Genomic DNA, 23,440 nt, shown 5'->3' on the forward strand with positions numbered 1-23,440 from the left:
CCGGCTCCATCCCTGGGGAATGAGACCGATGCCGATCCGCCGCCACCTCGCCACCGTCCTGCTGCTGGCCTGCGCCCCGGCCTGGGCCGAACCCGTCGCCGTGCAGTGCGGTCGCCTGTTCGACGCCCGCAGCGGCCAGCTCAAGGGGCCGCACACGCTGCTGGTGGACGACGGTCGCATCCAGCAGGTGCTGGCCGGCGCCGATGCGGCAACCGGCGGTGCGCGCGCGGTCGATCTGCGCGACAAGGTGTGCCTGCCCGGCTGGACCGACCTGCACGTGCACCTGGGCAGCCAGTCCAGCCCGCAGAGCTACTCCGAAGGCTTCCGCCTGGATCCGGTGGACTACGCCTTCCGCGCGGTCGGCTACGCCGAAAAGACCCTGATGGCCGGCTTCACCAGCGTGCGCGACCTCGGCGGCGAGGTCGGCCCGCACCTGCGCGACGCGATCAACCAGGGGCTGGTGAAGGGGCCGCGGATCTTCGCCGCCGGCAAGTCCATCGCCACCACCGGCGGCCATGCCGACCCGACCAACGGCTGGAACGACCAGCTTGCGCACCTGATCGGCGCCCCCGGCCCCACCGAGGGCGTGATCAACTCGGTGGACGAGGCGCGCCAGGCGGTGCGCCAGCGCTACAAGGACGGCAGCGACGTGATCAAGATCACCGCCACCGGCGGCGTGCTCAGCTACGCGCGCTCCGGCGACGCGCCGCAGTTCACCGTGGACGAGGTCAAGGCCATCGTCGATACCGCGCGCGACTACGGCTTCCGCGTGGCCGCCCATGCCCACGGCACCGAGGGCATGAAGCGCGCGGTGCTGGGCGGGGTCACCAGCATCGAGCACGGCACCTACATGGACGATGAGGTCATGCGGCTGATGAAGCAGCACGGCACCTGGTACGTGCCCACCTTCTACGCCGGGCGCTTCGTCACCGAGAAGGCGGCCATCGACGGTTACTTCCCCGAGGTGGTGCGGCCCAAGGCCGCGCGCATCGGCGCGCTGATCAGCCAGACCGCGGCCAGGGCCTACCGCAACGGGGTCAGGATCGCCTTCGGCACCGACCAGGGCGTGGGCCCGCACGGCGACAACGCGCGCGAGTTCGTCTACATGGTCGAAGCCGGCATCCCCGCCGCGTACGCGCTGCAGGCCGCCACCGTGCACGCCGCGCAGGTGCTGGGCGTGGACGACCAGGGCGTGCTGGAAGCCGGCAAGCGCGCCGACGTGATCGCCCTGGCCGGCGACCCGCTGCAGGACATCAACGCGGTGCTGGACGTGCGCTTCGTGATGAAGGACGGGGTGATCTACAAGCAGTAATGGCCGCGCGCACTCCGCCGCAGGGAGCGCGCGCCGCCCGGCTCAGCACGGCGCCAGCCGCGCCAGCAGCGCCAGCCACAGCGCCCAGCCAAGGAAGGCCAGCCGCTGCGCCATCGCCACCGGCATGACGCTGCCGAACACGAACGCGCTGCACAGCATCCACACCGCGCAGGCCACCGCCAGGGTGGCCACCGGGCGCCATGCCGCATCGCGCGCGGCGCCCACGCGCAGCATCGCCGCGCCGGCGCAGAACGCCACCAGCCACAGCAGCCAGACGCTGGCGTGAGCCTGGCTGGCGCGGTTCTCGATGTCCTGCGCGTCCAGCGGGAACACGCCCATGGCGGCGAAGGCCAGCCCGGCCAGCAGCAGCATCTGCCCGGCCACCCGCAGCGGCCGCGAGGCCGTGGCCGGCATGCGCAGCACCAGGCCGAGCGCGGCCAGCGCCGCCAACAGCCCCGGCAGCACGAAGCCCAGCGCATTGAACGAGCCCGCGCCGGGAACGCCGGTGGCGCCCAGCAGCGAAACCGGGTGGCGCATCTGGTCGTAGAACGGCAGCCGCGCGCCGAACACCGCCAGCGCCACCAGCCATATCACCACCGACGCCGGCCCGGCCCAGCGCACCCATGTTCTCCACACCACCATCGCCATGTCGACCCCGTGCTTGTCGGCGCAGGAGCGCGCCAGCCGATGCCGGCGATTGTGAAGGCTGCGCCGCTGGCGCGCACGCCACCGCCTGCCGGCTCAGCCGCGCCAGTGGAAGACATCCTCGACGCCGGCGCCGAACGCGCGGGCGATGCGGAACGCCAGTTCCAGCGACGGCGCATAGCGTCCGGCCTCGAGCGCGATGATGGTCTGCCGGGTCACGCCGCAGGCGTCCGCCAGTGCCTGCTGGGTCATCTCGCCGTGCTCGCCCCGCAGCCGGCGGATGTCGTTGCCGACCGGCGTGCCGCTCACCGGCAGCCGTACCGGTAATGCCAGAGCATGACCGCGGCGTGCACGCTGAGCGAGAGGCCGACCAGCCATGCCAGGAAGCTCCCCAGCCAGGCACCGCCGCGCGCCGCGACGAAATCCGCATGCTCCTCGGCCAGCACCGAAGCCACCATCAGCATCAACGCCAGCGCGGCGTAGCCGGCACGCGCGCCCTGCGCCTGGATCGCCCGGTCGCGCTCGTCGGCCACGACGCTGCCGTCGCGGCGCAGGAACAGGAACGCGCCGACCAGGAACAGCCACCAGGCGGGGCCCAGCACATCCGCCCTTGCGCCCGCGCCGCCAAGGAGCAGCCAGCGCCCCAACAGGACCGAGGCCAGGCCGGCGCTGGCCAGCAGCAGCCAGGCCAGCTTCTGTTGCCGGTTGATCGCCACGCGCGTGCCGGTGCGTTCCATGGACTCTCCTCTTCTCTCCCGCGCGCGCCACCCCCTTGGCAGCACCGGCGCGATGCGATGCGATGCGATGCGATGCGACGTTGGCATCCGCCCGCCGCCATGTCAAATATCTTTTACATCGACTTGCATCCACGCGCTCTGCCACCATCTCCGACGAAACCTCCCACTGCGAGTCCCGCGATGTCCGACCTGCCCCACGTTTTCGACGCCACGACCGAGACCTTCGAAACCGACGTCCTGCAGAAATCGCTGCAGACGCCGGTGCTGGTGGATTTCTGGGCGACCTGGTGCGGGCCGTGCAAGACGCTGGGGCCGATCCTGGAGAAGCTGGCCGGCGAGTACCACGGCGCGTTCGAACTGGCCAAGGTCGACGTGGACAAGGAGCAGCAGATCGCCGCGGCGTTCCAGATCCGTTCGGTGCCCACCGTGTTCCTGGTCAAGGACGGGCAGATCGTGGACGGTTTCCCCGGCGCGCTGCCGGAAGGCCAGCTGCGCGAGTTCCTGTCCCAGCACGGCATCACCCCGGCCGAGGCGCCGGCCGAGCTGGAGGCCGAGCCGGCGCCGCTGGATCCGCTGTCGCAGGTCGCCGCGCTGCGCCAGGCCATTGCCGCCGAGCCGGACAAGGCCGAACTGAAGCTCGACCTGGCGCTGGCGCTGATCCGCACCGGCGAGGTCGCCGAGGCCGGGCAGCTGCTCGACGCCCTGCCCGCCAACCTGGCCACCGACGACCGCACCATCCGCGCCCGCGCACGCCTGGACTTCCACGCCGCGGCCGCCGACGCGCCGCCGGCCGACGCCCTGGCCGCGCGGGTGCAGGCCGACGGCAACGACCTGCAGGCGCGCTACCTGCTCGGCATCCGCCAGCTGCTGGGCGGCAGCGAGGAAGCGGCGCTGGAGCAGTTCCTGGAAATGCTGCGGATCGACCGCGGCTACCGCGACGGCCTGCCGCGCAAGGCGTTGATCGATGCGTTCCGCGTCGTCGAGGACGACGACCTCGTCGGCCGTTACCGGCGGCGGATGTCCTCGCTCCTGTTCTGAGTGTCATTGCACGTTCAGGCAGGTGAAGCGCGGCCTGCCGGATAATGCGCTGTTCATCGTGGTGATGACGTACGGCGACACCGCCGTGCCACATGGGGAGGGAGGCGCGAGCAATGCCGGGCGCCGGTTCCCGCGACGCAAGGACCTATTGCCGATGATGTCGTTCAACCGGGGTGGGCTGCGCCTGACCGTGCTGCTGCAGATCGCGCTGGCGACGCTGCCGCTGTCGTGCTCGGCCGCGGCCAGCGCCCAGGACTGGAACTATCGCGTGCGCCCCGGCGACACCCTGTGGGACCTGGGCACGCGCTATCTCAAGCCCACCGTGTCCTGGGAAGAGCTGCGGAACCACAACGCGGTGGCCAACCCCTACCGCCTGCCACCGGGCCAGGTGCTGCGGTTTCCCATCGCCTGGCTGCGGGTGGAGCCCGCGCCGGCGCGCGTCGTGGCGGTGCGCGGCCAGGTCGATGTCGGCACCGATGGCCAGCCGTCCGCGGCAGCGCGCGAGGGCATGCGCCTGCCCATCGGCAGCCACATCCGCACCGGTGCCGACGCCAGCATCACCCTGGCGTTCGCCGACGATTCGCGGCTGCTGCTGCGCGAGCACTCGGAACTGCGCCTGGACCAGCTCAGCAGCTATGGCGCCACCGGCATGGTGGATACGCGCCTGCGGCTGCAGCGCGGCCGCAGTGGCAGCCGGGTGACCCCGGCGCAGGGGCCGGCATCGCGCTACATGATCACCGCGCCCACGGCCACCAGCAGCGTGCGCGGTACCGTGTTCCGGGTCAGCGCCGGACAGGACGGCGACCCGGCCGCCACCGAAGTGGTCGAAGGCCGGGTGCAGGTGGGCAACCGCCATGGCCAGCGGATGGTCGCCCCCGGCCAGGCCAGCCTCAGCGCCTCGGCCGGGCACGCGCCGGCGGCGGTGCAGCCGCTGCCCCCCGCACCGGAGCTCGACGCCGCGCGGCTGCGGCTGGCACCGCTGCCGCTGCTGGCGGCCTGGCAGCCGGTGCCACAGGCGCGCGGCTACCGCGTCGAGGTGGTGCGCGCCGATGCGCCCGAGGTCCTGCTGTTCGCGCGCGACACCACCGATTCCAGCATCCGTATCGACGACCTGCCCGGTGGGCAGCTGCGCCTGCTGGTGCGCGCGGTGGCCGCCGACGGTGTCGAAGGCCACGACAGCGCCCATGATTTCGAGGTACCCGACGGCCTGCCGCCGCCGCTGACCACCGCCCCGGTGCATGGCCAGACCCTGGCCCAGGCGCAGCCGCGCTTCGCCTGGGCGCAGGTGCCCGGCGCCACCGCCAGCGTGCTGCAGATCGCGCGCGAGCCGGCGTTCCGCCAGCCACTGGTCGAGCGCCGCACCGACGCCACCCGGCTGCGTTCGCCGGTTGCCCTGGCGCCCGGCGACTACTACTGGCGGGTCGCCTCGGTGGACGCGCAGGGACGCAGCGGCCGCTTCGGGCAGGCCCTGCCCCTGCGGGTCAGCGACGCGCCGCCGGATTCCGGCCTGCAACCGGCGCAGGCCGGCAGGGGCCAGTTGACCCTGCGCTGGCAGCCCGGCGCCGACGGCCAGCGCTATCGCGTGCAGGTGGACCGCCGCGGCGACTTCAGCGCCCCGCTGCTCGACCGCGAAACCAGCGTGCCGGAGGTGGTGATGAAACAGCCTTGGCGCGGCGGCACCCTGCACGTGCGCGTGCAGTACATCGACGACGACGGCTATGCGGGCCCGTTCTCCAGCGCCCAGCAGATCCGGCTGCCGTGCAAGCTCTGCTACGGCGCCGGCGCCGGCGCCCTGCTGCTGCTCGCCCTGTGAGACTGTTCCTGCTGCCCTGGCCGTGGCGGCTGCTGCTGGCCGTGGCCGTGGGCGCGCTGGCCGGGTGGGCCAGCCAGACGCACCTGCTCTGGCAGCAGGACGAATACGTGTATGACCGCCTGGTGGGCAACTGGCACTACCCGCCCGACGAGCGCCTGGCGATCGTCGCCATCGACGAGCGCAGCCTGCAGCAGCTGGGGCAGTGGCCGTGGCCGCGCGGCACCCATGCGCGGCTGCTCGAGCGCCTGCGCGAAGCCGGCGCCCGGCGCGTCGCGCTGGACCTGATGTTCCCCGAGCCCGACCGCAAGGACGCGCGCCAGGATGCGGAGCTGGCGGCGGCGATCAAGCGCGGCGGCAACGTCGTGCTGCCGGTGCTGGCGGCCGCGGCCAGCGACGAGGCCGTCCCCGAGGAACTGCTGCCGGTACCGGTGCTGGCCGCGGTGGCCGACGGGCTGGCGCATACCGACATCGAGGTCGATGGCGACGGCGTCGCCCGTGGCCTGTACCTGCGCGCCGGCGTCGGTTCGGCGTACTGGCCGGCACTGGGCCTGGCGCTGAGCGGCCTCGACGGCCCCATCCCCGGGCTGGCCGATCCGGCCCCGGACACGCTCTCGCCGTACCAGTGGCGGCGCGACAACTACGTGCGGCTGCGCTACGCCGGGCCGCCGGGCAGCTTCCCGCAGGTGTCCTACATCGACGTGCTGGAAGGGCGGCTGCCGCCCGGCCTGCTGCGCGACCGGCTGGTGATCGTCGGCATGACCGCCAGCGGCATCGCCCCGCGCCTGCTCACCCCGACCTCGCGCGAGTACTGGATGAGCGGCACCGAGTACCAGGCCAACGTCGCCTCGATGCTGCTCGGCGGGCACGTGATCCTGCCGCTGCGCCCGCCGCTGCAGCTGGCCGCGGTGTTCGTGCTGGTGGCGCTGTGCGCACTGGGCATGACCCAGCGCCGGCTCTCGCCGTGGCTGGTCGCGGTACTGTCGCTGGTGCTCCCGCTGCTGCTCAGCACGGTGCTGCTGCGCGGCTTCAACCTGTGGTTCGCACCGGCGGCGGCGGTCGGCGGCGCGTTGCTGATGTGGGTGGCCTGGGGCCTGTGGCAGCTGCGCTACTGGCGCCGCCAGGCCAACCGCGACCCGCTGACCGGGCTGGCCAACCGCATGCGTTTCGAAGAAGCGCTGCAGCAGGAATACGAAGCGGCGCGGCGCGGCGGCCGGCCGTTGAGCCTGGCCCTGATCGACCTGGACAACTTCAAGCACTACAACGACACCTTCGGCCACCACGTCGGCGACCTGGTGCTGCAGCAGACCGCGCGGATGATCGGCGAACTGTCGCGGCGGCCACGCGACCTGGCCGCGCGCTTCGGCGGCGACGAGTTCGCCCTGGTGTTGCCGGACACCAGCAGCGAGGGCGCGGTCCTGCTGGTCGAAACCCTCATCGGCCGCGTCCGCCAGGCGGGAGTGGCGGTCGGCAAGGGCCGCCAGGCCAGGATCAGCATCACCGTCGGCGTGGCGACCATCGTGCCGGGCGCCGACAGCCTGCCCGGGGAACTGTTCCGCGACGCCGACGCCTCGCTGTACCAGGCCAAGGCCGCCGGCCGCGACGGCTACCGGGTGGCCGACTGAGGCGCCAGCCGCCTCACCATACGGCAGCGAATGCTAGACTCCCGGTCCCGCGTACGCTCCAGTCCGTCATGAAAGCCAGCACGTTCCGCCTCGGCATCAATCTGTGGCCGCCGTTCCTGTTCGCCGGCATCCACGTCACCGAGCTCCACGCCGATTACCGCTACGTACGCGTGGAACTGCGCGAGCGCCCGTGGAACGTCAACTACGTACGTACCCATTTCGGCGGCAGCCTGTTCGCCATGACCGACCCGTTCTGGATGCTGTGCCTGCTGCACAACCTCGGGCGCGACTACTACGTGTGGGACAAGGCCGGGGAGATCGAGTTCATCAGGCCCGGCAAGGGCACGGTCAGTACCGAATTCCGGCTCGACACGGCCACGCTCGAACAGGTGCGCGCGGCCACCGCCGGTGGCGCCAAGCACCTGCGCTGGTTCAGCAATGACGTGCTCGACGCGCACGGCGAGGTGGTCGCGCGCGTCCGCAAGCAGGTCTACGTACGCCCCAAGCCGGAAGCACGCCAACCGCGCGGGTAGCCACGGCAGTGACCGCGGAGACGCGCGGCAGACGCTGCGCGCCCGCGGCGCAGGCCCGGCGGCCACGCTTCAGCGGCTGGAGGCGGCCACCGGCAACGGCATCCGCAGCACCTGCCCCTGCCTGGCATAGGCCGGCGTTTCCAGCGCGGTGCCATCGGCGGACAGGTTGATGGGGCGGTGCGCGCTGCGCAGCCCGGCGGGCAGCGCGCGCAGGCGCGCGGTCACCGCGTCAGCGTCCTGCAATGCCTGTCCGCGCAGCCACAGCCCCGCCTGCAGCAGCCGCAACCGCGCGGCGGCATCCTGTTCGCGGTACACGTATCCCGTGTAGGCGGGGCCGGCGATGTCGCTGAGGATGCAGCCGATGGCGTTGGTCAGGCACTGCGGCTGCCACCACGCCACGGCCGGCAGGGGCGGCAGCGGCACCCTGCGATCCTCGGCCACGGCCTGGCGTGCAGCCGGGAGGCAGGGCCCGGCAAGCGCCTCGGCCTGTCGGGCAAGGGTTTTGCGACCGTTGTAGAACAGCCTGCCCGAGCGCGGGCCCGCCTCGATCTTGCGGTCCATCAACAGCGCGAAGCGTTGCTGCAGGGCGAATTCCCCGCGCATGCCGTTGCAGACGGCGGCCTCGTCCGCCGCCAGCGGCGCGAACGCCGTGGCGCACCCCGGTGGCAGCGGCGCGTCCGCCGGGAGCTCGGCCAGCACCGCGGCGAACAGCTCCGCATTGGCCTGCAGCATGGCGATGCCCGCCATCGTGGCCAGCAGGTTGTCGGCGTGCGCCATCAGCATGCGTCCGCTCCCGGCATCACGGCACAACCCGGCCAGGGCACGCGCACTGTCGCCCTGCACGTGGGCCAGTGCATGCGCGCCCAGGGGAACCGCCAGCGGAGCCAGCGGCGGCCAGGGGGTGGGCGGCGCCTGTACCAGCGGCGAGCGGTAATGCCCATGCGCCGCCAGTTCATCCATGCGCGACAGCAGCGTGGCCCGCGCCGCCAGCGCGGTGGTCACGGCCTCGGGCGCGCGGCGCACCCGCTCCAGGCAGGCGGCGGCATCGCGAAAACCGCACAGTGCCGGGTCCGCGGCGGGCGCCTGCGCCGCGCCGTCCACCGGCAGCGGCGGCGGCACGCCAGCTTCGCCTTCGGCGTCGCCGCGGATGAACCCGGGCGCGTAGCTGTCGTCGTACCACGCCTGGAACAGACGGGCGTGTTCATCCACCTGCGCCTGCCTGTACGCCAGCGGGGCCTGCATCTCCAGCGTCGCCAGGGTGACGTAGGCGTTGCTGCCGGGCAGGTCGTGCGGCGCCTGCAACGCGGCCAGCGCGCGCGTCTGTGCCGCCGACGGGGGCCATGTCCACGAAACCAGCAGCACCACCACTGCCAGCAGCAGCAGTCCGACCACACCCGCCACCACGCGTCCCAGCGTCCTGCCCATTGCGTTTCTCCCTGGTGTCATGCCGCCTTCCGTGGGCGGACGCGGCGCAAGCACTGTTACATATCCGGCAACACTGCGGCGCGCAACCGTCCTGCTGCGGTATCGGCCACGGGGCTACAATCGGCACATGTCGCCCGAAGCATCCGCCGCACCCCACCGCCCCTCCCTGCAGCGCCTGTTCCTGACCGGATTGCTCACCCTGCTGCCGATCTGGCTGACCTGGGTGGTGATCAAGTTCGTGTTCGTGCTGCTGTCCGGCATCAGCAGCCCGCTGGTGGTGCCGCTGTCCGAACGCATCGCCGCGTCCTTCCCGCATTACCTGGGCTGGGTACGGGTGGAATGGATGCAGGACGTGTTCGCCCTGCTCGCCACGCTGCTGGTGATCCTGCTGGTGGGCGTGCTCAGCCGCCGGGTCATCGGCCAGCGCCTGCTGCGCTGGTTCGGCGCGGTGATCCGCCGCATCCCGCTGGCCAGCATCATCTACGACAGCGCCAAGAAGCTGCTGGACATCCTGCAGACCCAGCCGGGCAGCACCCAGCGGGTGGTGCTGATCGACTTCCCGCACCGCGAGATGAAATCGGTGGGTCTGGTGACCCGCGTCATCCGCGAACACGGCACCGGCCGCGAACTGGCCGCGGTGTACGTGCCGACCACGCCGAACCCGACCTCCGGCTATCTGGAGATCGTGCCGGTGGAGCTGCTGACGCCGACCGACTGGACCGTGGACCAGGCCATGAGTTTCATCATCTCCGGTGGCGCGGTGGCCCCGGACAGCGTGCCGTTCACCCGCGCCGGCGAGCGCTGAAACGCCGCTCGCCAGGGCAGGAACATGCTGCGCCGGGCGGGCACCGGGGGTGACTGCCGCCTTTATCCGTTGCCGGTTGCTCTTCACTAGCGCCGGCCGCTGAGGCAAGCTCCCGGGCCTGTGCGTTTCCGGAACCACCGATGACCTCCAGCCCGCTTCGCCTTCTCGCGCTTGCCATGGCCTCCGTCCTGATGTTCTCCGCCGCCGCGCCCGCCGAGGCGGCGAAGAAGAAGAGCCAGCGCCCGACCGCGACGCAATCGCGCACCGCCAAGCCCAAGGCGCGCGGCAGCAGGCCCCCGGCGCGTCCGGCGCCCCGCCCGGCGCGCGCGCCGCTGCCGGTCACCCAGGACAAGGCCACCCGCCTGAACCGGCTCTACGACGAGTACTGGGATGCGTCGATGCGGCTGAACCCGCTGCAGGCCACGTTCCAGGGCGACCCGCGCTTCAACGACCAGCTGCCCAACTTCCTGTCGCCGGCCTCGCGCCGCCAGGCGCACGACTTCATGGTCGAGTGGCAGGGCAAGGCCGAGGCGCTGGGCAAGGACGGCCTGCAGGGCCAGGACCTGCTCAGTTACGAGATCTTCATGCGCGACGCGCGCATCTCGCTGGCCGCCGAGCAGTACCCGTCGTGGATGCTGCCGATCAACCCCTACAACAACCTCGCCAGCATCATCGCGGTGCTCGGTTCGGGAGCCGGCGCGCAGCCGTTCCGCACGGTGAAGGATTACGAGAACTGGTCGCGGCGCTCGCTCGGGGTGCCGGCGCTGTTCGACCAGGCCATCGCCAACATGCGCGAAGGCATGGCCGCCGGCGTGGTGCAGCCGCGCGCGCTGATGGAGAAGGTGCTGCCGCAGCTGGACGCGGTGATCACCCCGACCGCCGAGGAAAGCATCTTCTGGGCGCCGATCCGCAACATGCCGGAGGACTTCCCGGCCGCGGACCGGGAACGGTTGGCCGCCGAATACAAGCGCATGATCGAGTACCGGCTGCTGCCGGCCTACCGCGCGCTGCGCGGCTTCATCGCCACCCAGTACCTGCCGGCCACGCGCGCCAGCGACGGCCTCGGCGCCCTGCCCGGCGGCCAGGCCTGGTACGCGCACACCATCGCCGGGTTGACCAGCGCCTCGCGCACGCCGGCCGAGATCCACGCGCTCGGCGAGCAGGAGGTCACGGACCTGCAGGAGCGCATCGCCCGGGTCATGAAGGAAGCCAGGATCCGCGGCTCGATGCAGAAGGCGTTCAACGCCATGCGCAACGACCGCCAGTTCACCTTCCGCGACGAGGCCGCGCTGCTGGCGCGCTACCGCGAGGTGGGGCAGCAGGTGGACGCGGCGCTGCCGGCGCTGTTCGCCACCCGTCCCAGGGCCGCGCTGCAGGTACAGCCGGTGCCGGCCGAACATGCATTGAACGCCAGCGCCGCCAGCTACCAGCCGCCGACCGCGGCCGACGGCGGCCAGCACGGGCGGCTGCAGGTCAACACCCGCGACCTGCCGTCGCGCAAGCGCTGGGCGGTGCCGATGCAGTACCTGCACGAGGGCATCCCCGGCCATCACCTGCAGCTTGGGCTGCAGCAGGAACTGTCGACGCTGCCGCGCTTCCGGCGGCTCGGCGGCGACGTCGCCTTCATCGAGGGCTGGGGCCTGTACGCCGAGTCGCTGGGCGACGAACTGGGTCTGTACCGCGACCCGTACGACCGCCTCGGCTACCTGCAGGCCACCCTGCTGCGCACCGTGCGGCTGGTCGCCGACACCGGCCTGCACGCGGCCGGCTGGAGCCGCCAGCAGGCGATCGACTACATGGTGAAGAACGCCGACATCAGCGCCGCCGATGCCGCCGCGGAAGTCGAGCGCTTCATGGCCCTGCCCGGGCAGACGCTGGCCTACCGGGTGGGCGAGATCAAGATCCGGCGCCTGCGCGAGAAGGCGCAGGCGGCACTGGGTGAGCGCTTCGATCCGCGCGAGTTCCACGATGAAGTGTTGAAGGACGGCTCGATGCCGTTGGATATTCTGGAAGCCAAGATCGACCGCTGGATTGCCAGCAAGACCCCCTGACCCTGCAAGGAGCCGCCATGCTGCCGTGGATGTCCCGACTCGCCCCGCTGTGCCTGTTCGCGTTCTCCACGGTGGCCGGCGCCGCGCCGCCGGCAGCGCCGGACGCCGGCATCGACGGCCTGATGCAACGCTATGACGGCCGCGTGCCCGGTGCCGCGGTGCTGGTGCTCAAGGACGGGCAACCGGTGTTCCGCCGCGGCTATGGGCTGGCGGTGCTGGAGGACGGCACGCCGGTATCGCCGGCCACCAACTTCCGGCTGGCGTCGGTGAGCAAGCAGTTCACCGCCGCCGCGATCCTGCTGCTGGCCGAGGACGGCGCGCTGTCGATCGACGACCCGCTGAAAAAGTGGCTGCCCGAGCTGCCGGCGGTGGCCGACGCGATGACCCTGCGCCAGCTGCTCAGCCACAGCAGCGGCCTGCTCGACTACGAAGACCTGATGGACCCGGCCGACACGCGCCAGGTGCATGACATCGACGTGCTGCACCTGCTGCAGAAGGAGAACCGCACCTACTTCGCGCCGGGCAGCAGCTACCGCTACAGCAACAGCGGCTACGCGCTGCTGGCGCTGGTGGTCGGCAAGGCCTCCGGCAGCGACTTCGCCAGCTTCCTGCGCCAGCGCATCTTCCTGCCGCTGGGCATGACCGCCACCTTCGCCCACCAGGACGGCGTCGACGAGGTGCCCGAGCGCGCCTACGGCTACAGCCAGATCGATGGCCACTGGCAGCGCACCGACCAGAGCACCACCAGCGCGGTGCTCGGCGACGGCGGCATCTATTCCTCGATCGACGACCTGGCCAAGTGGGACGCCGCGCTGTACGACGAGCGCCTGCTGCGCCGCGCCTCGCTGCAGCAGGCCTTCAGCGCGGCCACGGCGACGCCGGAACCGGACGTGCCGCACTACGGCTTCGGCTGGCGCATCAACGGCGACGCGCTGTGGCACAGCGGCGAGAGCATCGGCTTCCGCAACGTGATCGTGCGCTACCCGAAGCAGAAGCTGACGGTGGTCGTGCTGAGCAACCGCAACGATCCCGAGCCCTATGCGCTGGCGCTGCAGATCGCCCGCCGCTGGCAGGCCCCGCAACGGTGAAGCTGCAGGGCATCCACCATGTCGCGCTGATCGCGTCGGACTACGCGCGGTCGCGCGACTTCTACACCCGCATCCTCGGGCTGGAGGTGGTGGCCGAGCATTTCCGCGCCGAACGCCAGTCGTGGAAGCTGGACCTGCGCCTGCCCGACGGCACCGGGCTGGAGCTGTTCTCGTTCCCGGCCCCGCCGCCGCGCCCCAGTCGCCCGGAAGCGCGGGGCCTGCGCCACCTCGCCTTCCGCGTCGCCGCGCTGGACGCGGCCATCGCCCACCTGCAGGCCGAGGGCGTGGCCTGCGAGCCGGTGCGGGTGGATGAGTACACCGGCCGCCGCTTCACCTTCTTCGCCGACCCCGACGCGCTGCCGCTGGAGCTGTACGAACTGCCCTGACGGCGACCGGCCGCGACGGGCACGGCGCGCAGGTGGCCGCCTGGCCGCGCCCGCACGGGCGGCCGTGGCCGCGCCGCCGGTCACATCCGCCGCCCTCCCACGTCCCTGGTCCCAATGACTTCCGGCGCATTGCCGGCAGCCCGGCCGCGGCGGCATGTTGCGGCCATCATCCAAGGAGAGGTCCGGCCCCATGCTGCAGATCCGCGGTCTGTCGAAAACCTACGCCAATGGCGTGCATGCATTGAACAATGTCGATCTCGACATTCCGCGCGGCATGTTCGGGCTGCTCGGGCCCAATGGCGCCGGCAAGTCCTCGCTGATGCGCACGCTCGCCACGCTGCAGGAGGCCGATGCCGGCAGCGCCACCCTGACCACCGCCGATGGCACCGGCATCGACGTGCTCAGGGACAAGGACGCGCTGCGCCGCCGGCTGGGCTACCTGCCGCAGGATTTCGGCGTCTACCCGAAAGTCAGCGCGCTGGACCTGCTCGACCATTTCGCCGTGCTCAAGGGCCTGACCGCGCGCGCGCAGCGCCGGGAAGTGGTCGAGGGCCTGCTGCAGCAGGTGAACCTGTGGGATGCCCGCAAGCGCAAGCTCGGCACCTATTCCGGCGGCATGCGCCAGCGCTTCGGCATTGCCCAGGCGCTGTTGGGCGACCCGCAGCTGGTGATCGTCGACGAGCCGACCGCGGGCCTGGACCCGGAAGAGCGCAACCGCTTCCTCAACCTGCTTGCCGAAATCGGCGAGAACGTGGTGGTGATCCTGTCCACCCACATCGTCGAGGACGTCACCGACCTGTGCCCGGCCATGGCCATCATGAACAAGGGCCAGGTGCTGCTGTCCGGCAAGCCGGTCGATGCGATCGCCGCGCTGCAGGCGCAGGTCTGGCGCAAACAGGTGGCCAAGGCCGCGCTGGCGGACTATGAAAGCCGCTTCACCGTGCTGTCGACGCGGCTGGTGGGCGGCCACCCGGTGATCCATGTGTTCGCCGACACCTGCCCGGAAGCCGGCTTCGAGCCGGTCGCGCCGGGGCTCGAGGACGTCTACTTCCAGCGCCTGCGCCTGCAGGCGCAGGCCGCCTGACGGAGACGACCATGACCCTGGCCTTCCTGCGCTTCGAGCTGCGCGAGCAGCTGCGTTCCCCGTTGCTGTGGCTGCTGGCGGCGCTGTTCGCGCTGCTCGCCTTCGGCGCGGCCTCCAGCGATGCCGTGCAGATCGGCGGCGGCATCGGCAACGTGCACCGCAATGCACCGTCGGTGATCGCCACCTTCATGACCGCCTTCACCCTGATCGGGCTGCTGGTGGTCACCCTGTTCGTCAGCAATGCGCTGCTGCGCGACTTCGAGCTGGGCACCTCGGAACTGGTGTTCTCCAGCCCGATCCGGCGCCGCGACTACCTGCTCGGCCGGCTTGGCGCCGCGCTGCTGGCCAGCCTGCTGATGTACGCCATCATCGGCGCCGGCCTGTTCGTGGCGCAGTTCATGCCCTGGATCGACGCCGCGCGGCTCGGGCCGGTGTCGCTGCGCCCGTACCTGTGGTCGTTCGCGTTCATGGTGCTGCCGAACGTGCTGTTCACCACCGCGCTGCTGTCGCTGCTGGCGGTGACCACCCGCAACATCCTGTGGGTCTACATCGGCGTCATCGTGTTCTTCGTGCTGTACGGCGTCAGCCGCGCCCTGCTGGCCGACATCGACAACCTGCGCGTCGCTTCGCTGCTCGACCCGCTGGGCATGCGCGCGATGGGCCAGGCGATGCGCTACTGGTCGGCCGAGGAGCGCAACACCGGCCTGCCCGCCTTCAGCGGCTACCTGCTGGAGAACCGGCTGCTGTGGCTGGCGGTCACCGCCGCCCTGTTCGCCGCCACCTTCGCCCTGTTCCGCACCGAACGCAGCGGCACCGGCCGCAGGCGCGGCAGGAAGACCGCCAGCGTCGCCACCATCGACGGCAAGCGCAGCCAGGTGGTCGCCCCCCGGGTCACCCCGGCATTCACTGCCGCCACCGGCTGGCGGCAGCTGCTGCGCCAGGTCGGCTTCGATGCGCTGGGCGTGTTCCGCAGCGCGCCGTTCCTGGTGCTGCTGGTGCTGGGCATGGCCAACTTCATTCCCAGCGCCCTGCACCGCCGCACCCTGTACGGCACGCCCAGCTGGCCGGTGACCTCGCAGATGCTGGAGGCCCTGCAGGGCAGCTACAGCTTCCTGCTGATCATCATCGTGCTGTTCTACGCGGGCGAGCTGGTGTGGCGCGAGCGCAGCGCGCGCATCGCCGGCATCAGCGATGCGATGCCGGTACCCAACTGGGTGCCGCTGCTGGGCAAGTTCCTCACCCTGGTCGCGGTGGTCGCCGCGTTCCAGGCCGTGGGCGGGCTTACCGCCATCGCCATCCAGCTGGCCAAGGGCTACACCCAGCTCGAACCGCTGCTGTACATCAAGACGCTGGCGCTGAACTCGGTGGTCTACATCCTGATGGGCGGCATGGCGCTGGTGCTGCAGGTACTGAGCAACAACAAGTTCCTGGGGTACGCGCTGCTGATCCTGCTGCTGATCGGGCAGTCGGTGCTGGGCATGCTCGACTACACCCAGAACCTGTACAACTTCGGCAGCTGGCCGAACGCGCCGTACTCGGACATGAACGGTTACGGCCATTTCCTGACCGGGCAGCTGGCCTTCCAGGGCTACTGGGCGCTGTTCCTGCTGGTCCTGCTGCTGCTGTGCGCGGCGCTGTGGGTGCGCGGCGTCGATCCGGCCTGGCGCCAGCGCCTGCGCCTGGCCCGGCAGCGCCTGCGCGGCCCGCTGGGCGCGGGCCTGGCCGCCGCCGTGCTGGCGTTCATCGGCTGCGGCGGCTGGCTGTACTGGAACACCAACATCCGCAACGAGTTCGTCTCGCCGGACCAGGTGCTGGACCGCCAGGCCCGCTACGAGCGCGAGTACCGCAAGTACAAGGACCTGCCGCAGCCGCGCATCGTCGCCGTGGACAACCACGTCGACCTGCATCCGGAAACCCAGAGCGTGCGCATCGACGGCCGCTACCGAGTGCGCAACACCCATGCCACGGCCATCCCGGCGATCCATGTGGCGATGGCCGACGACCGCACGCTGGCCGGCATCGAGCTGGGCGGCGCCCGGCTGACCACCCACGACGCGCAGCTGGGGTACCGCATCTACACGCTGGATGTGCCGATGCAGCCTGGCGAGGAGCGCGACATCACCTTCACCGTGGACATCCACCCCGACGGCATCACCGCCGGCCAGGCGCAGACCGAGATCGTCGACAACGGCAGTTTCTTCAACAGCCGCGTGCTGCCGGCGTTCGGCTACGACACCGGGGTGGAGATCAGCGACCGCAACGAACGCCGCAAGCGCGGTCTCGGCGAGCCCACGCGCATGCCGCGGCTGGAGGATGCGGCCGCGCGCGCCAACAACTACATTTCCAACGACGCCGACTGGCTGGATTTCCGCAGCACCATCTGCACCGCGCCGGACCAGATCGCGCTGGCCCCGGGCTACCTGCAGAAGGCGTTCGAACGCGATGGCCGCCGCTGCTTCAGCTACGCCATGGACCGGCCGATGCTGAACTTCTACGCCTACCTGTCGGCACGCTGGGAAGTGAAGAAGGCGGCCTACAACGGCATCCCGATCGAGATCTACCACGACCCCAAACATCCGTACAACGTGGACCGGATGATCGAAGGCGTGCAGAAATCGCTGGCCTACTACGAGGCCAACTTCAGCCCGCACCAGCACAAGCAGGTGCGCATCATCGAGTTCCCGGGCTACCGCACGTTCGCGCAGAGTTTCGCCAACACCATCCCGTATTCCGAATCGATCGGCTTCATCGCCGACCTGCGCGACAAGGATGACGTGGACTACGTGTTCTACGTCACCGCGCACGAGGTGGCGCACCAGTGGTGGGCGCACCAGGTGATCGGCGCCAACATGCAGGGCGCGACGGTGCTGTCCGAGTCGCTGTCGCAGTACTCGGCGCTGATGGTGATGGAGAAGGAGTACGGGCGCGGCCACATGCGCCAGTTCCTCAAGGACGAACTGGACAAGTACCTGTCCGGCCGTGGTGGCGAGGACGTCGAGGAGCTGCCCCTGTACCGGGTGGAGAACCAGCAGTACATCCACTACCAGAAGGGCTCGCTGGTGTTCTACCGGCTGCGCGAGGAGATGGGCGAGCAGGCCCTGAACCGGGCGCTGTCGCGCTTCCTCCAGGCCAAGGCCTTCCAGCAGCCGCCGTACACCACCTCGGTCGAGCTGCTGGAGTTCATCCGCGCCGAGGCCGGCCCGGCGCACCAGGCGCTGATCACCGACCTGTTCGAGAAGAGCGGCTTCTACGACAACCGCGTGGTCGAAGCCACCGCGACCCGGCGTGCCGACGGCCGCTACGACGTGACCATGAAGCTGCATGCCGACAAGCGCTATGCCGACGGCCTGGGCAAGGAAACGCCGGGGACGCTGGACGACTGGATCGAGGTCGGCGTGTTCGCCAAGGGGGCCTCGGGCAAGGAGCGCGACGAGAAGGTGCTGTACCTGCAGCGCCACCACGTCACCACGGCCACGCCGGTGTTCACCGTGACCGTCGACGGGCGCCCGGACGAGGTCGGCTTCGACCCCTACAACAAGCTGATCGACCGCGTGTCGGCCGACAACCGCAAGCGGGTCGGCTACCGGTGACGGCGCTGATCCGGCCCTGACCGGGCGTGCTGCGGTGCGGATTCCGTACCGCAGCGAATGGGTATACATTCGCCTGCACCCGGTCGCTCCTGACCACGCCATCCGCCCTGGGAGGGGACACATGCGCAAGACCTTCAAGACCCTGTTGCTGGCCCTGCCGCTGGCCATGGCCGGCATCACCGCCGCCCAGGCCGACAACACCAGCGCCGAAGGCCGCTGGCGGCAGATCGACCCGGACACCCACCGGGCCAAGTCGATCGTCGAGATCAGCCGCACCAGCAACGGCGCGCTGCACGGCCGCATCGTCGAGCTGCTCAACCCCAGCCGCCCCAACCCGACCTGCGACAAGTGCAGCGACGACCGCAAGGGCAAGCCGATCACCGGCATGGAGATCATCCGCGGCATGCGCGCCGACGGCGCCAACAAGTGGAGCGGCGGCAGCATCCTCAAGCCCGACGAGGGCAAGGTCTACAAGTCCAAGATGGAGCTGATCGAAGGCGGCCGCAAACTGCAGGTCTCCGGCTGCATCGCCTTCATCTGCAAGTCGCAGGTGTGGGAACGGATGTAACCCGCCCGCCGGCGTACCCCGGCACGCCACCGGCAGCCCCCGCGAAACCCGGCCCAGGCCGGGTTTCGCGCGCACGGGGCGGGTTTACCGGTCGCCGCGGCGCGGCATGCGATAATCGGCGGTCCCCTCTGTTCCTGCCAACGGCCATGACCCGTACCGCGCTCGTCACCAATGCCCTGCCCTATGCCAACGGCCCGCTGCACCTGGGCCACCTGGTCGGCTACATCCAGGCCGACATCTGGGTGCGCGCGCGCCGGCTGATGGGCGGCAAGGTCTGGTACGTGTGCGCCGACGACACCCACGGCACGCCGATCATGCTGGCCGCGGAGAAGGCCGGGGTCAGCCCGGAAACCTTCATCGCCAACATCCAGGCCAGCCACGAGCGCGATTTCCTTGCCTTCGGGATCGAGTTCGACCACTACGACTCGACCAACTCGGCCGCCAACCGCGAGCTGACCGAGGCGCTGTACCAGCGGCTCGACGCCGCCGGTCATATCAGCCGCCGCTCGGTGGCGCAGTTCTACGACCCGGCCAAGGGCATGTTCCTGCCCGACCGCTACATCAAGGGCACCTGCCCGAAGTGCAAGTCGCCGGACCAGTACGGCGACAACTGCGAGGTCTGCGGCGCCACCTATGGCCCGACCGACCTGATCGACCCGAAGTCGGTGGTGTCCGGCGCGACGCCCGAGATCCGCGATTCGGAGCATTACTTCTTCGAGGTCGGCCGCTTCCAGGACTTCCTGCGCGACTGGCTGGCCGGCGACGTCGCCCTGCCGGGGGTGAAGGCCAAGCTGGCCGAGTGGCTGGACGCCGAGGGCGGGCTGCGCGCCTGGGACATCTCCCGCGACGCCCCCTATTTCGGCTTCGAGATCCCGGGCGCGCCGGGCAAGTACTTCTACGTGTGGCTGGACGCGCCGATCGGCTACCTGTCCAGCTTCCGCAACCTGTGCGCGAAGACCGGCGACGACTTCGACGCGGTGCTGGCCGCCGACAGCAGCACCGAACTGCACCACTTCATCGGAAAGGACATCGTCAACTTCCACGGCCTGTTCTGGCCGTCGGTGCTGCACGGCGCCGGCCTGCGCGCGCCGACCCGGCTGCACGTCAACGGCTACCTGACCGTGGACGGCGCCAAGATGAGCAAGTCGCGCGGCACCTTCGTCATGGCCCGCACCTACCTGGACGTGGGCCTGGCGCCGGAAGCGCTGCGCTACTACTTCGCCGCCAAGTCCTCCGGCGGCGTCGACGACCTGGACCTGAACCTGGCCGACTTCAGCGCCCGCGTGAATGCCGACCTGGTCGGCAAGTTCGTCAACCTGGCCAGCCGCTGCGCCGGCTTCATCTCCAAGCGTTTCGACGGGCGCCTGGCCGACGCACTGCCGGACCCGGCCCAGTACGAGCGCTTCGTCGCCGCGCTGGCGCCGGTGCGCGAGGCCTACGAGCGCAACGACCCGGCCGCCGCGATCCGCCTGACCATGGCGCTGGCCGACGAGGCCAACAAGTACATCGACGACGCCAAGCCGTGGGTGATCGCCAAGGAGCTTGATAACGGCCGGTCAGGCGCCGAGGCCGAACTGCAGGCGGTCTGCACCCAGGGCCTGAACCTGTTCCGCGTGCTGGTGGCCGCGCTCAAGCCGGTGCTGCCGGCCACCGCGCTGCAGGCCGAGGGCTTCCTCAATGCGCCGATGCACGGTTGGGCCGACATCGCCGCCCCGCTCACCGCCCATACCATCGCGCCCTACGTGGCGCTGTTCACCCGTATCGACCCCAAGATGATCGACGCCATGACCGACGCCTCCAAGGACACCCTGACTTCCCCGCCCGCCGCCGAGGCCAAGCCGGCCAAGGCCGAAAAGCCCGCCAAGGTGGAAGCGAAGACCGAGCCCAAGGCCGACGGCGACGCGCCCGCGTACATCGGCATCGACGACTTCGCCAAGCTCGACCTGCGCATCGGCAAGGTGCTCGAGTGCGGCTTCGTCGAGGGCTCGGACAAGCTGCTGCGCTTCCTGCTCGACGCCGGCGACCTCGGCCAGCGGCAGATCTTCTCCGGCATCCGCGGCAGCTACGGCGAGCCGGAAACGCTGGTGGGCCGCAACGTGGTGTTCATCGCCAACCTGGCGCCGCGCAAGATGCGTTTCGGCCTCAGCGAAGGCATGATCCTGTCGGCCGGCTTCGACGGCGGCGCGCTGGCCCTGCTCGACGCCGATGCCGGCGCGCAGCCGGGCATGCCGGTACGCTGACCCCGGCCGCGGTACGGCCGGCGGTCGCGGGCCTGCGCATGCGGGCCCGGGGCCACGCTCCGCGCCTGCCATTTCCCCGGCCGCATCGCGTCCCCTTTGCCAGAGAACGCCCCGCATCGGCACTGGAACCATGGAACTGGCCCTGTTCGATTTCGACCACACCATCACCGTCTGCGACACCTACAGCCGGTTCCTGCGCCGCGTGGCCACGCCCGAGCAGCGCGCGCAGGCATGGTGGCGGGTCGGGCCGTGGCTGCTGGCCTATCGGCTGAAGCTGATTTCGGCCACGCGCATCCGCCGCCGCGTCACCGCGCAGGTATTCAGCGGCCGCCATGCCGGCGAGATCGCGCAGATGGCCAGCGACTATGCCCGCGACCACCTGCCCGGCATGGTCCGCGCGGAGATGCTGGAGCAGATCCAGTGGCACCGGGCGCAGGGCCACACGGTGGCGGTGGTCTCGGCCTCGATCGACCTGTACCTGCAGTCGTGGTGCGACCAGCTGGGCCTGCAGCTGATCTGCAACCGGCTCGAAGTGCAGGACAACCGCCTCACCGGCCGCTACGCCGATGGCGACTGCGGGCCACGCAAGGTCGCGCATATCCGCCGGCGGTTCGACCTGGGCGCGTTCCAGCGCATCCACGCCTATGGCGACAGCCGCGAGGACAGGCCGATGCTGGCCCTGGCGCACGAACGCTGGTACCGCGGCAGGCCGGTTTCCTGATCCCCATGCACGACACCCACGACACCCTGATCGAACGCCTGGACCGGATGCTGCCGCAGACCCAGTGCGGGCAGTGCGGCTACGACGGCTGCCGCCCGTATGCCGCGGCGATGGCGCGCGGCGAAGCCGGCATCGACCACTGCCCGCCCGGCGGCGACGCCGGCGCCCGCACGCTGGCGCACATCCTGGGCGTGCCGGCGCGGCCCTATGACCGCAGCCGCGGCACGCACACGCCGGCACAGGTCGCGGTGATCGTCGAGGCCGACTGCATCGGCTGCACCAAGTGCATCCAGGCCTGTCCGGTGGATGCCATCGTCGGCGGCGCCAAGTTCATGCACACCGTGCTGGCCGACCTGTGCACCGGCTGCGAACTGTGCCTCCCGCCCTGCCCGGTGGACTGCATCGTGCTGCAGCCGGCATGAACGCCGCGCGGCCGTGGGGCCCTGTCCCCGCCCCACGGCCGTCCCGCATCCCCATGCATGCCGTCAGGCGGCGCCGGCAAGCTGGCGCAGCCCCGCCACCAGCCGGTCGATCTGCGCCGGCGAGGTGAAGATGCCCGGCGTGACCCGCACGCAGGCGCCGTGCGCCAGGCCGTCGCGGTGCACGGTGAACACCCCGTGCTCCTCGAGCAGGCGCCGGGCCACGCCGATGTTCTGCTGCAGCGTGACCTGCCCCACCAGCCGGAACGAGGCGATCGCGCTGCTCAGCCGCGGCTCGTCCGACCCCAGCAGCTGCAGCCCCGGCAGCGCGCGTGCCGCGTCGCGCCACTGGTCGCGCAGGCGCAGCAGGCGCGCGCGCTTGGCTGCGGTGCCGATGCGCTGGTGGAACGCCAGCGCCGCCGGCAGCGCCAGGAACGCGGCGAAATTGGCGGTGCCGGTATGCACGCGGCTGGCGATGCCGCGATCCGGATCGCCCATGTACGGGTCGATGTCGGCCACCCGTCCGCGGCGCACGTACATCGCGCCCACGCCGACCGGCGCGCCGATCCACTTGTGCAGGTTGATGCCGACGAAGTCCGCGCCCAGGCCGTCGATGCGGGTCTCGACCTGGCCGATGGCATGGGCCGCATCGACGATCACGTCCACGCCGCGGGCGCGGGCCATGGCCGCGATCTCCGCCACCGGCAGCAGCATGCCGTTGCGGTGGTTCACCTGGGTCAGCAGCATCAGTTTCAGGCGCGGGTTGCGCTGCAGCGCCTGCGTATAGGCCTCCAGCACCTGCGCATGGCCGCAGGGCTCGGGCAGGGCGATTGCCACCGGCTCGACGCCGCGTCGCGCGCGCAGCCACTGCATCGCGGTGATGGTGCTGTCGTAGTCGATGTCCGCATACAGCACTTGGTCACCCGGGCGCAGCCGGTTGTAGCCGCCGATCAGCGCCTGCAGCGCTTCGGTCGCGCCGCGGGTGAGCACCACCTCGTCCTCGCCCACGCCGAGGAAGTCGGCCAGCTGCCGCTGCACCGCGCGCATGCGCTGCGGAAACGCGACCCGCCCGAACCAGGCATTGCCGCGGTTCACCTCGACGGTGGCTTGCGCGTACGCCTGCAGCACCGGCCGCGCCATCGCCCCCCAGTAGCCGTTGTCGAGCATGACCACTTCGTCGCCGAGGTCGTACTGGGCCGCCACCGCCGCCCAGTAGGTTTCATCGCCGGCCAGCTGCGCCGGCGACACCCCCGCCGGCGCCTCCGGCAGCGCCGGCGCGGCAGCCGTCGCCATCGCCGGCGCGCCCGCGGCCAATGGCATCAGCGCGGCACCGCGCAGCAGGCGTCGTCGTGCGCCGTCCATG

At 70.9% G+C, this 23,440-nt stretch carries 20 protein-coding genes; 15 read left to right on the forward strand and 5 right to left on the reverse strand.

From position 1 onward, the window contains the following. The first annotated feature begins 28 nt into the window (after positions 1 to 28). A complete protein-coding gene (locus tag B1L07_10350) occupies positions 29 to 1,312 on the forward strand; it encodes an amidohydrolase (protein AUZ55417.1) in 1,284 nt (427 codons plus the stop codon). A gap of 42 nt (positions 1,313 to 1,354) precedes the next feature. On the opposite strand, the gene B1L07_10355 is transcribed toward B1L07_10350, so the two are convergent. The 3 genes from B1L07_10355 to B1L07_10365 form a co-directional block, all read right to left on the reverse strand. Further along, entirely contained in the window at positions 1,355 to 1,954 is a 600-nt protein-coding gene (locus tag B1L07_10355) for a hypothetical protein (protein ID AUZ56547.1), read from the reverse strand. A gap of 99 nt (positions 1,955 to 2,053) precedes the next feature. Further along, positions 2,054 to 2,266, reverse strand: coding sequence for a transcriptional regulator (locus B1L07_10360; protein ID AUZ55418.1), 213 nt, complete (start codon positions 2,264 to 2,266; stop codon positions 2,054 to 2,056). After that, positions 2,263 to 2,694 (reverse strand): hypothetical protein, encoded by a 432-nt coding sequence (locus B1L07_10365; protein ID AUZ55419.1) that lies wholly within the window; start codon positions 2,692 to 2,694, stop codon positions 2,263 to 2,265. Before B1L07_10365 ends, B1L07_10360 begins: the two co-directional genes overlap by 4 nt. Before the next feature lie 180 nt (positions 2,695 to 2,874). Here B1L07_10365 and B1L07_10370 point away from each other — a divergent pair, with 180 nt between their 5' ends. From B1L07_10370 to B1L07_10385, 4 genes are all read left to right on the forward strand, one after another. Beyond that, the gene (locus tag B1L07_10370) at positions 2,875 to 3,732 is read left to right on the forward strand and encodes a thioredoxin (protein ID AUZ55420.1); all 858 of its coding nucleotides are present in this window, start codon (positions 2,875 to 2,877) and stop codon (positions 3,730 to 3,732) included. Between the two features lie 157 nt (positions 3,733 to 3,889). Further along, positions 3,890 to 5,545 (forward strand): peptidoglycan-binding protein LysM, encoded by a 1,656-nt coding sequence (locus B1L07_10375; protein ID AUZ56548.1) that lies wholly within the window; start codon positions 3,890 to 3,892, stop codon positions 5,543 to 5,545. Continuing rightward, positions 5,542 to 7,167 (forward strand): diguanylate cyclase, encoded by a 1,626-nt coding sequence (locus tag B1L07_10380; protein ID AUZ55421.1) that lies wholly within the window; start codon positions 5,542 to 5,544, stop codon positions 7,165 to 7,167. The genes B1L07_10375 and B1L07_10380 overlap by 4 nt, the downstream gene beginning before the upstream one ends. A 68-nt stretch (positions 7,168 to 7,235) precedes the next feature. Next, entirely contained in the window at positions 7,236 to 7,700 is a 465-nt protein-coding gene (locus tag B1L07_10385; GenBank protein ID AUZ55422.1) for a tetrameric acyl-CoA thioesterase, read from the forward strand. Between the two features lie 69 nt (positions 7,701 to 7,769). On the opposite strand, the gene B1L07_10390 is transcribed toward B1L07_10385, so the two are convergent. Next, positions 7,770 to 9,125: a hypothetical protein gene (locus B1L07_10390; GenBank protein AUZ55423.1), complete on the reverse strand. Its 1,356-nt coding sequence runs from the start codon at positions 9,123 to 9,125 to the stop codon at positions 7,770 to 7,772. 127 nt (positions 9,126 to 9,252) lie between these two features. Here B1L07_10390 and B1L07_10395 point away from each other — a divergent pair, with 127 nt between their 5' ends. The 10 genes from B1L07_10395 (at position 9,253) to B1L07_10440 (ending at position 22,080) form a co-directional block, all read left to right on the forward strand. Next, a complete protein-coding gene (locus B1L07_10395; GenBank protein ID AUZ55424.1) occupies positions 9,253 to 9,930 on the forward strand; it encodes a hypothetical protein in 678 nt (225 codons plus the stop codon). A 140-nt stretch (positions 9,931 to 10,070) separates the two neighbouring features. After that, positions 10,071 to 11,981 (forward strand): hypothetical protein, encoded by a 1,911-nt coding sequence (locus B1L07_10400; GenBank protein AUZ55425.1) that lies wholly within the window; start codon positions 10,071 to 10,073, stop codon positions 11,979 to 11,981. 17 nt (positions 11,982 to 11,998) lie between these two features. After that, the gene (locus tag B1L07_10405; protein ID AUZ55426.1) at positions 11,999 to 13,069 is read left to right on the forward strand and encodes a serine hydrolase; all 1,071 of its coding nucleotides are present in this window, start codon (positions 11,999 to 12,001) and stop codon (positions 13,067 to 13,069) included. After that, positions 13,048 to 13,455: a hypothetical protein gene (locus tag B1L07_10410; GenBank protein AUZ56549.1), complete on the forward strand. Its 408-nt coding sequence runs from the start codon at positions 13,048 to 13,050 to the stop codon at positions 13,453 to 13,455. Before B1L07_10405 ends, B1L07_10410 begins: the two co-directional genes overlap by 22 nt. 190 nt (positions 13,456 to 13,645) lie before the next feature. Beyond that, entirely contained in the window at positions 13,646 to 14,539 is an 894-nt protein-coding gene (locus B1L07_10415) for a multidrug ABC transporter ATP-binding protein (protein AUZ55427.1), read from the forward strand. An 11-nt stretch (positions 14,540 to 14,550) separates the two neighbouring features. Beyond that, positions 14,551 to 18,129, forward strand: a complete 3,579-nt coding sequence (locus B1L07_10420) for a hypothetical protein (protein ID AUZ55428.1) — start codon at positions 14,551 to 14,553, stop codon at positions 18,127 to 18,129. A 121-nt stretch (positions 18,130 to 18,250) separates the two neighbouring features. Continuing rightward, entirely contained in the window at positions 18,251 to 18,697 is a 447-nt protein-coding gene (locus tag B1L07_10425; GenBank protein ID AUZ55429.1) for a hypothetical protein, read from the forward strand. A 146-nt stretch (positions 18,698 to 18,843) separates the two neighbouring features. Further along, positions 18,844 to 20,937 (forward strand): methionine--tRNA ligase, encoded by a 2,094-nt coding sequence (locus B1L07_10430; protein ID AUZ55430.1) that lies wholly within the window; start codon positions 18,844 to 18,846, stop codon positions 20,935 to 20,937. A 130-nt stretch (positions 20,938 to 21,067) separates the two neighbouring features. Then, positions 21,068 to 21,658, forward strand: a complete 591-nt coding sequence (locus B1L07_10435) for a phosphotransferase (GenBank protein ID AUZ55431.1) — start codon at positions 21,068 to 21,070, stop codon at positions 21,656 to 21,658. 5 nt (positions 21,659 to 21,663) lie between these two features. Beyond that, positions 21,664 to 22,080, forward strand: coding sequence for an electron transport complex protein RnfB (locus tag B1L07_10440; GenBank protein ID AUZ55432.1), 417 nt, complete (start codon positions 21,664 to 21,666; stop codon positions 22,078 to 22,080). A 63-nt stretch (positions 22,081 to 22,143) separates the two neighbouring features. Here B1L07_10440 and B1L07_10445 read toward each other — a convergent pair whose 3' ends face one another. Next, positions 22,144 to 23,439 carry a penicillin epimerase gene (locus B1L07_10445; protein ID AUZ55433.1) on the reverse strand — a complete coding sequence of 432 codons (1,296 nt, stop codon included), beginning with the start codon at positions 23,437 to 23,439 and terminating at the stop codon, positions 22,144 to 22,146. Between the last annotated feature and the right edge of the window lies 1 nt (position 23,440).

It is taken from the genome of Stenotrophomonas acidaminiphila, from assembly GCA_002951995.1.
Classification (GTDB): domain Bacteria; phylum Pseudomonadota; class Gammaproteobacteria; order Xanthomonadales; family Xanthomonadaceae; genus Stenotrophomonas; species Stenotrophomonas acidaminiphila_A.

Bases quoted from the DNA above. Each gene is read 5' to 3' on its own strand.
- B1L07_10365 (AUZ55419.1), bottom strand. From the start codon at position 2,694: ATGGAACGCACCGGCACGCGCGTGGCGATCAACCGGCAACAGAAGCTG.
- B1L07_10415 (AUZ55427.1), top strand. From the start codon at position 13,646: ATGCTGCAGATCCGCGGTCTGTCGAAAACCTACGCCAATGGCGTGCAT.
- B1L07_10385 (AUZ55422.1), top strand. From the start codon at position 7,236: ATGAAAGCCAGCACGTTCCGCCTCGGCATCAATCTGTGGCCGCCGTTC.
- B1L07_10390 (AUZ55423.1), bottom strand. From the start codon at position 9,125: ATGGGCAGGACGCTGGGACGCGTGGTGGCGGGTGTGGTCGGACTGCTG.
- B1L07_10350 (AUZ55417.1), top strand. From the start codon at position 29: ATGCCGATCCGCCGCCACCTCGCCACCGTCCTGCTGCTGGCCTGCGCC.
- B1L07_10435 (AUZ55431.1), top strand. From the start codon at position 21,068: ATGGAACTGGCCCTGTTCGATTTCGACCACACCATCACCGTCTGCGAC.
- B1L07_10400 (AUZ55425.1), top strand. From the start codon at position 10,071: ATGACCTCCAGCCCGCTTCGCCTTCTCGCGCTTGCCATGGCCTCCGTC.
- B1L07_10370 (AUZ55420.1), top strand. From the start codon at position 2,875: ATGTCCGACCTGCCCCACGTTTTCGACGCCACGACCGAGACCTTCGAA.
- B1L07_10395 (AUZ55424.1), top strand. From the start codon at position 9,253: ATGTCGCCCGAAGCATCCGCCGCACCCCACCGCCCCTCCCTGCAGCGC.
- B1L07_10420 (AUZ55428.1), top strand. From the start codon at position 14,551: ATGACCCTGGCCTTCCTGCGCTTCGAGCTGCGCGAGCAGCTGCGTTCC.
- B1L07_10440 (AUZ55432.1), top strand. From the start codon at position 21,664: ATGCACGACACCCACGACACCCTGATCGAACGCCTGGACCGGATGCTG.
- B1L07_10405 (AUZ55426.1), top strand. From the start codon at position 11,999: ATGCTGCCGTGGATGTCCCGACTCGCCCCGCTGTGCCTGTTCGCGTTC.
- B1L07_10425 (AUZ55429.1), top strand. From the start codon at position 18,251: ATGCGCAAGACCTTCAAGACCCTGTTGCTGGCCCTGCCGCTGGCCATG.
- B1L07_10355 (AUZ56547.1), bottom strand. From the start codon at position 1,954: ATGGTGGTGTGGAGAACATGGGTGCGCTGGGCCGGGCCGGCGTCGGTG.
- B1L07_10445 (AUZ55433.1), bottom strand. From the start codon at position 23,439: ATGGACGGCGCACGACGACGCCTGCTGCGCGGTGCCGCGCTGATGCCA.
- B1L07_10430 (AUZ55430.1), top strand. From the start codon at position 18,844: ATGACCCGTACCGCGCTCGTCACCAATGCCCTGCCCTATGCCAACGGC.
- B1L07_10375 (AUZ56548.1), top strand. From the start codon at position 3,890: ATGTCGTTCAACCGGGGTGGGCTGCGCCTGACCGTGCTGCTGCAGATC.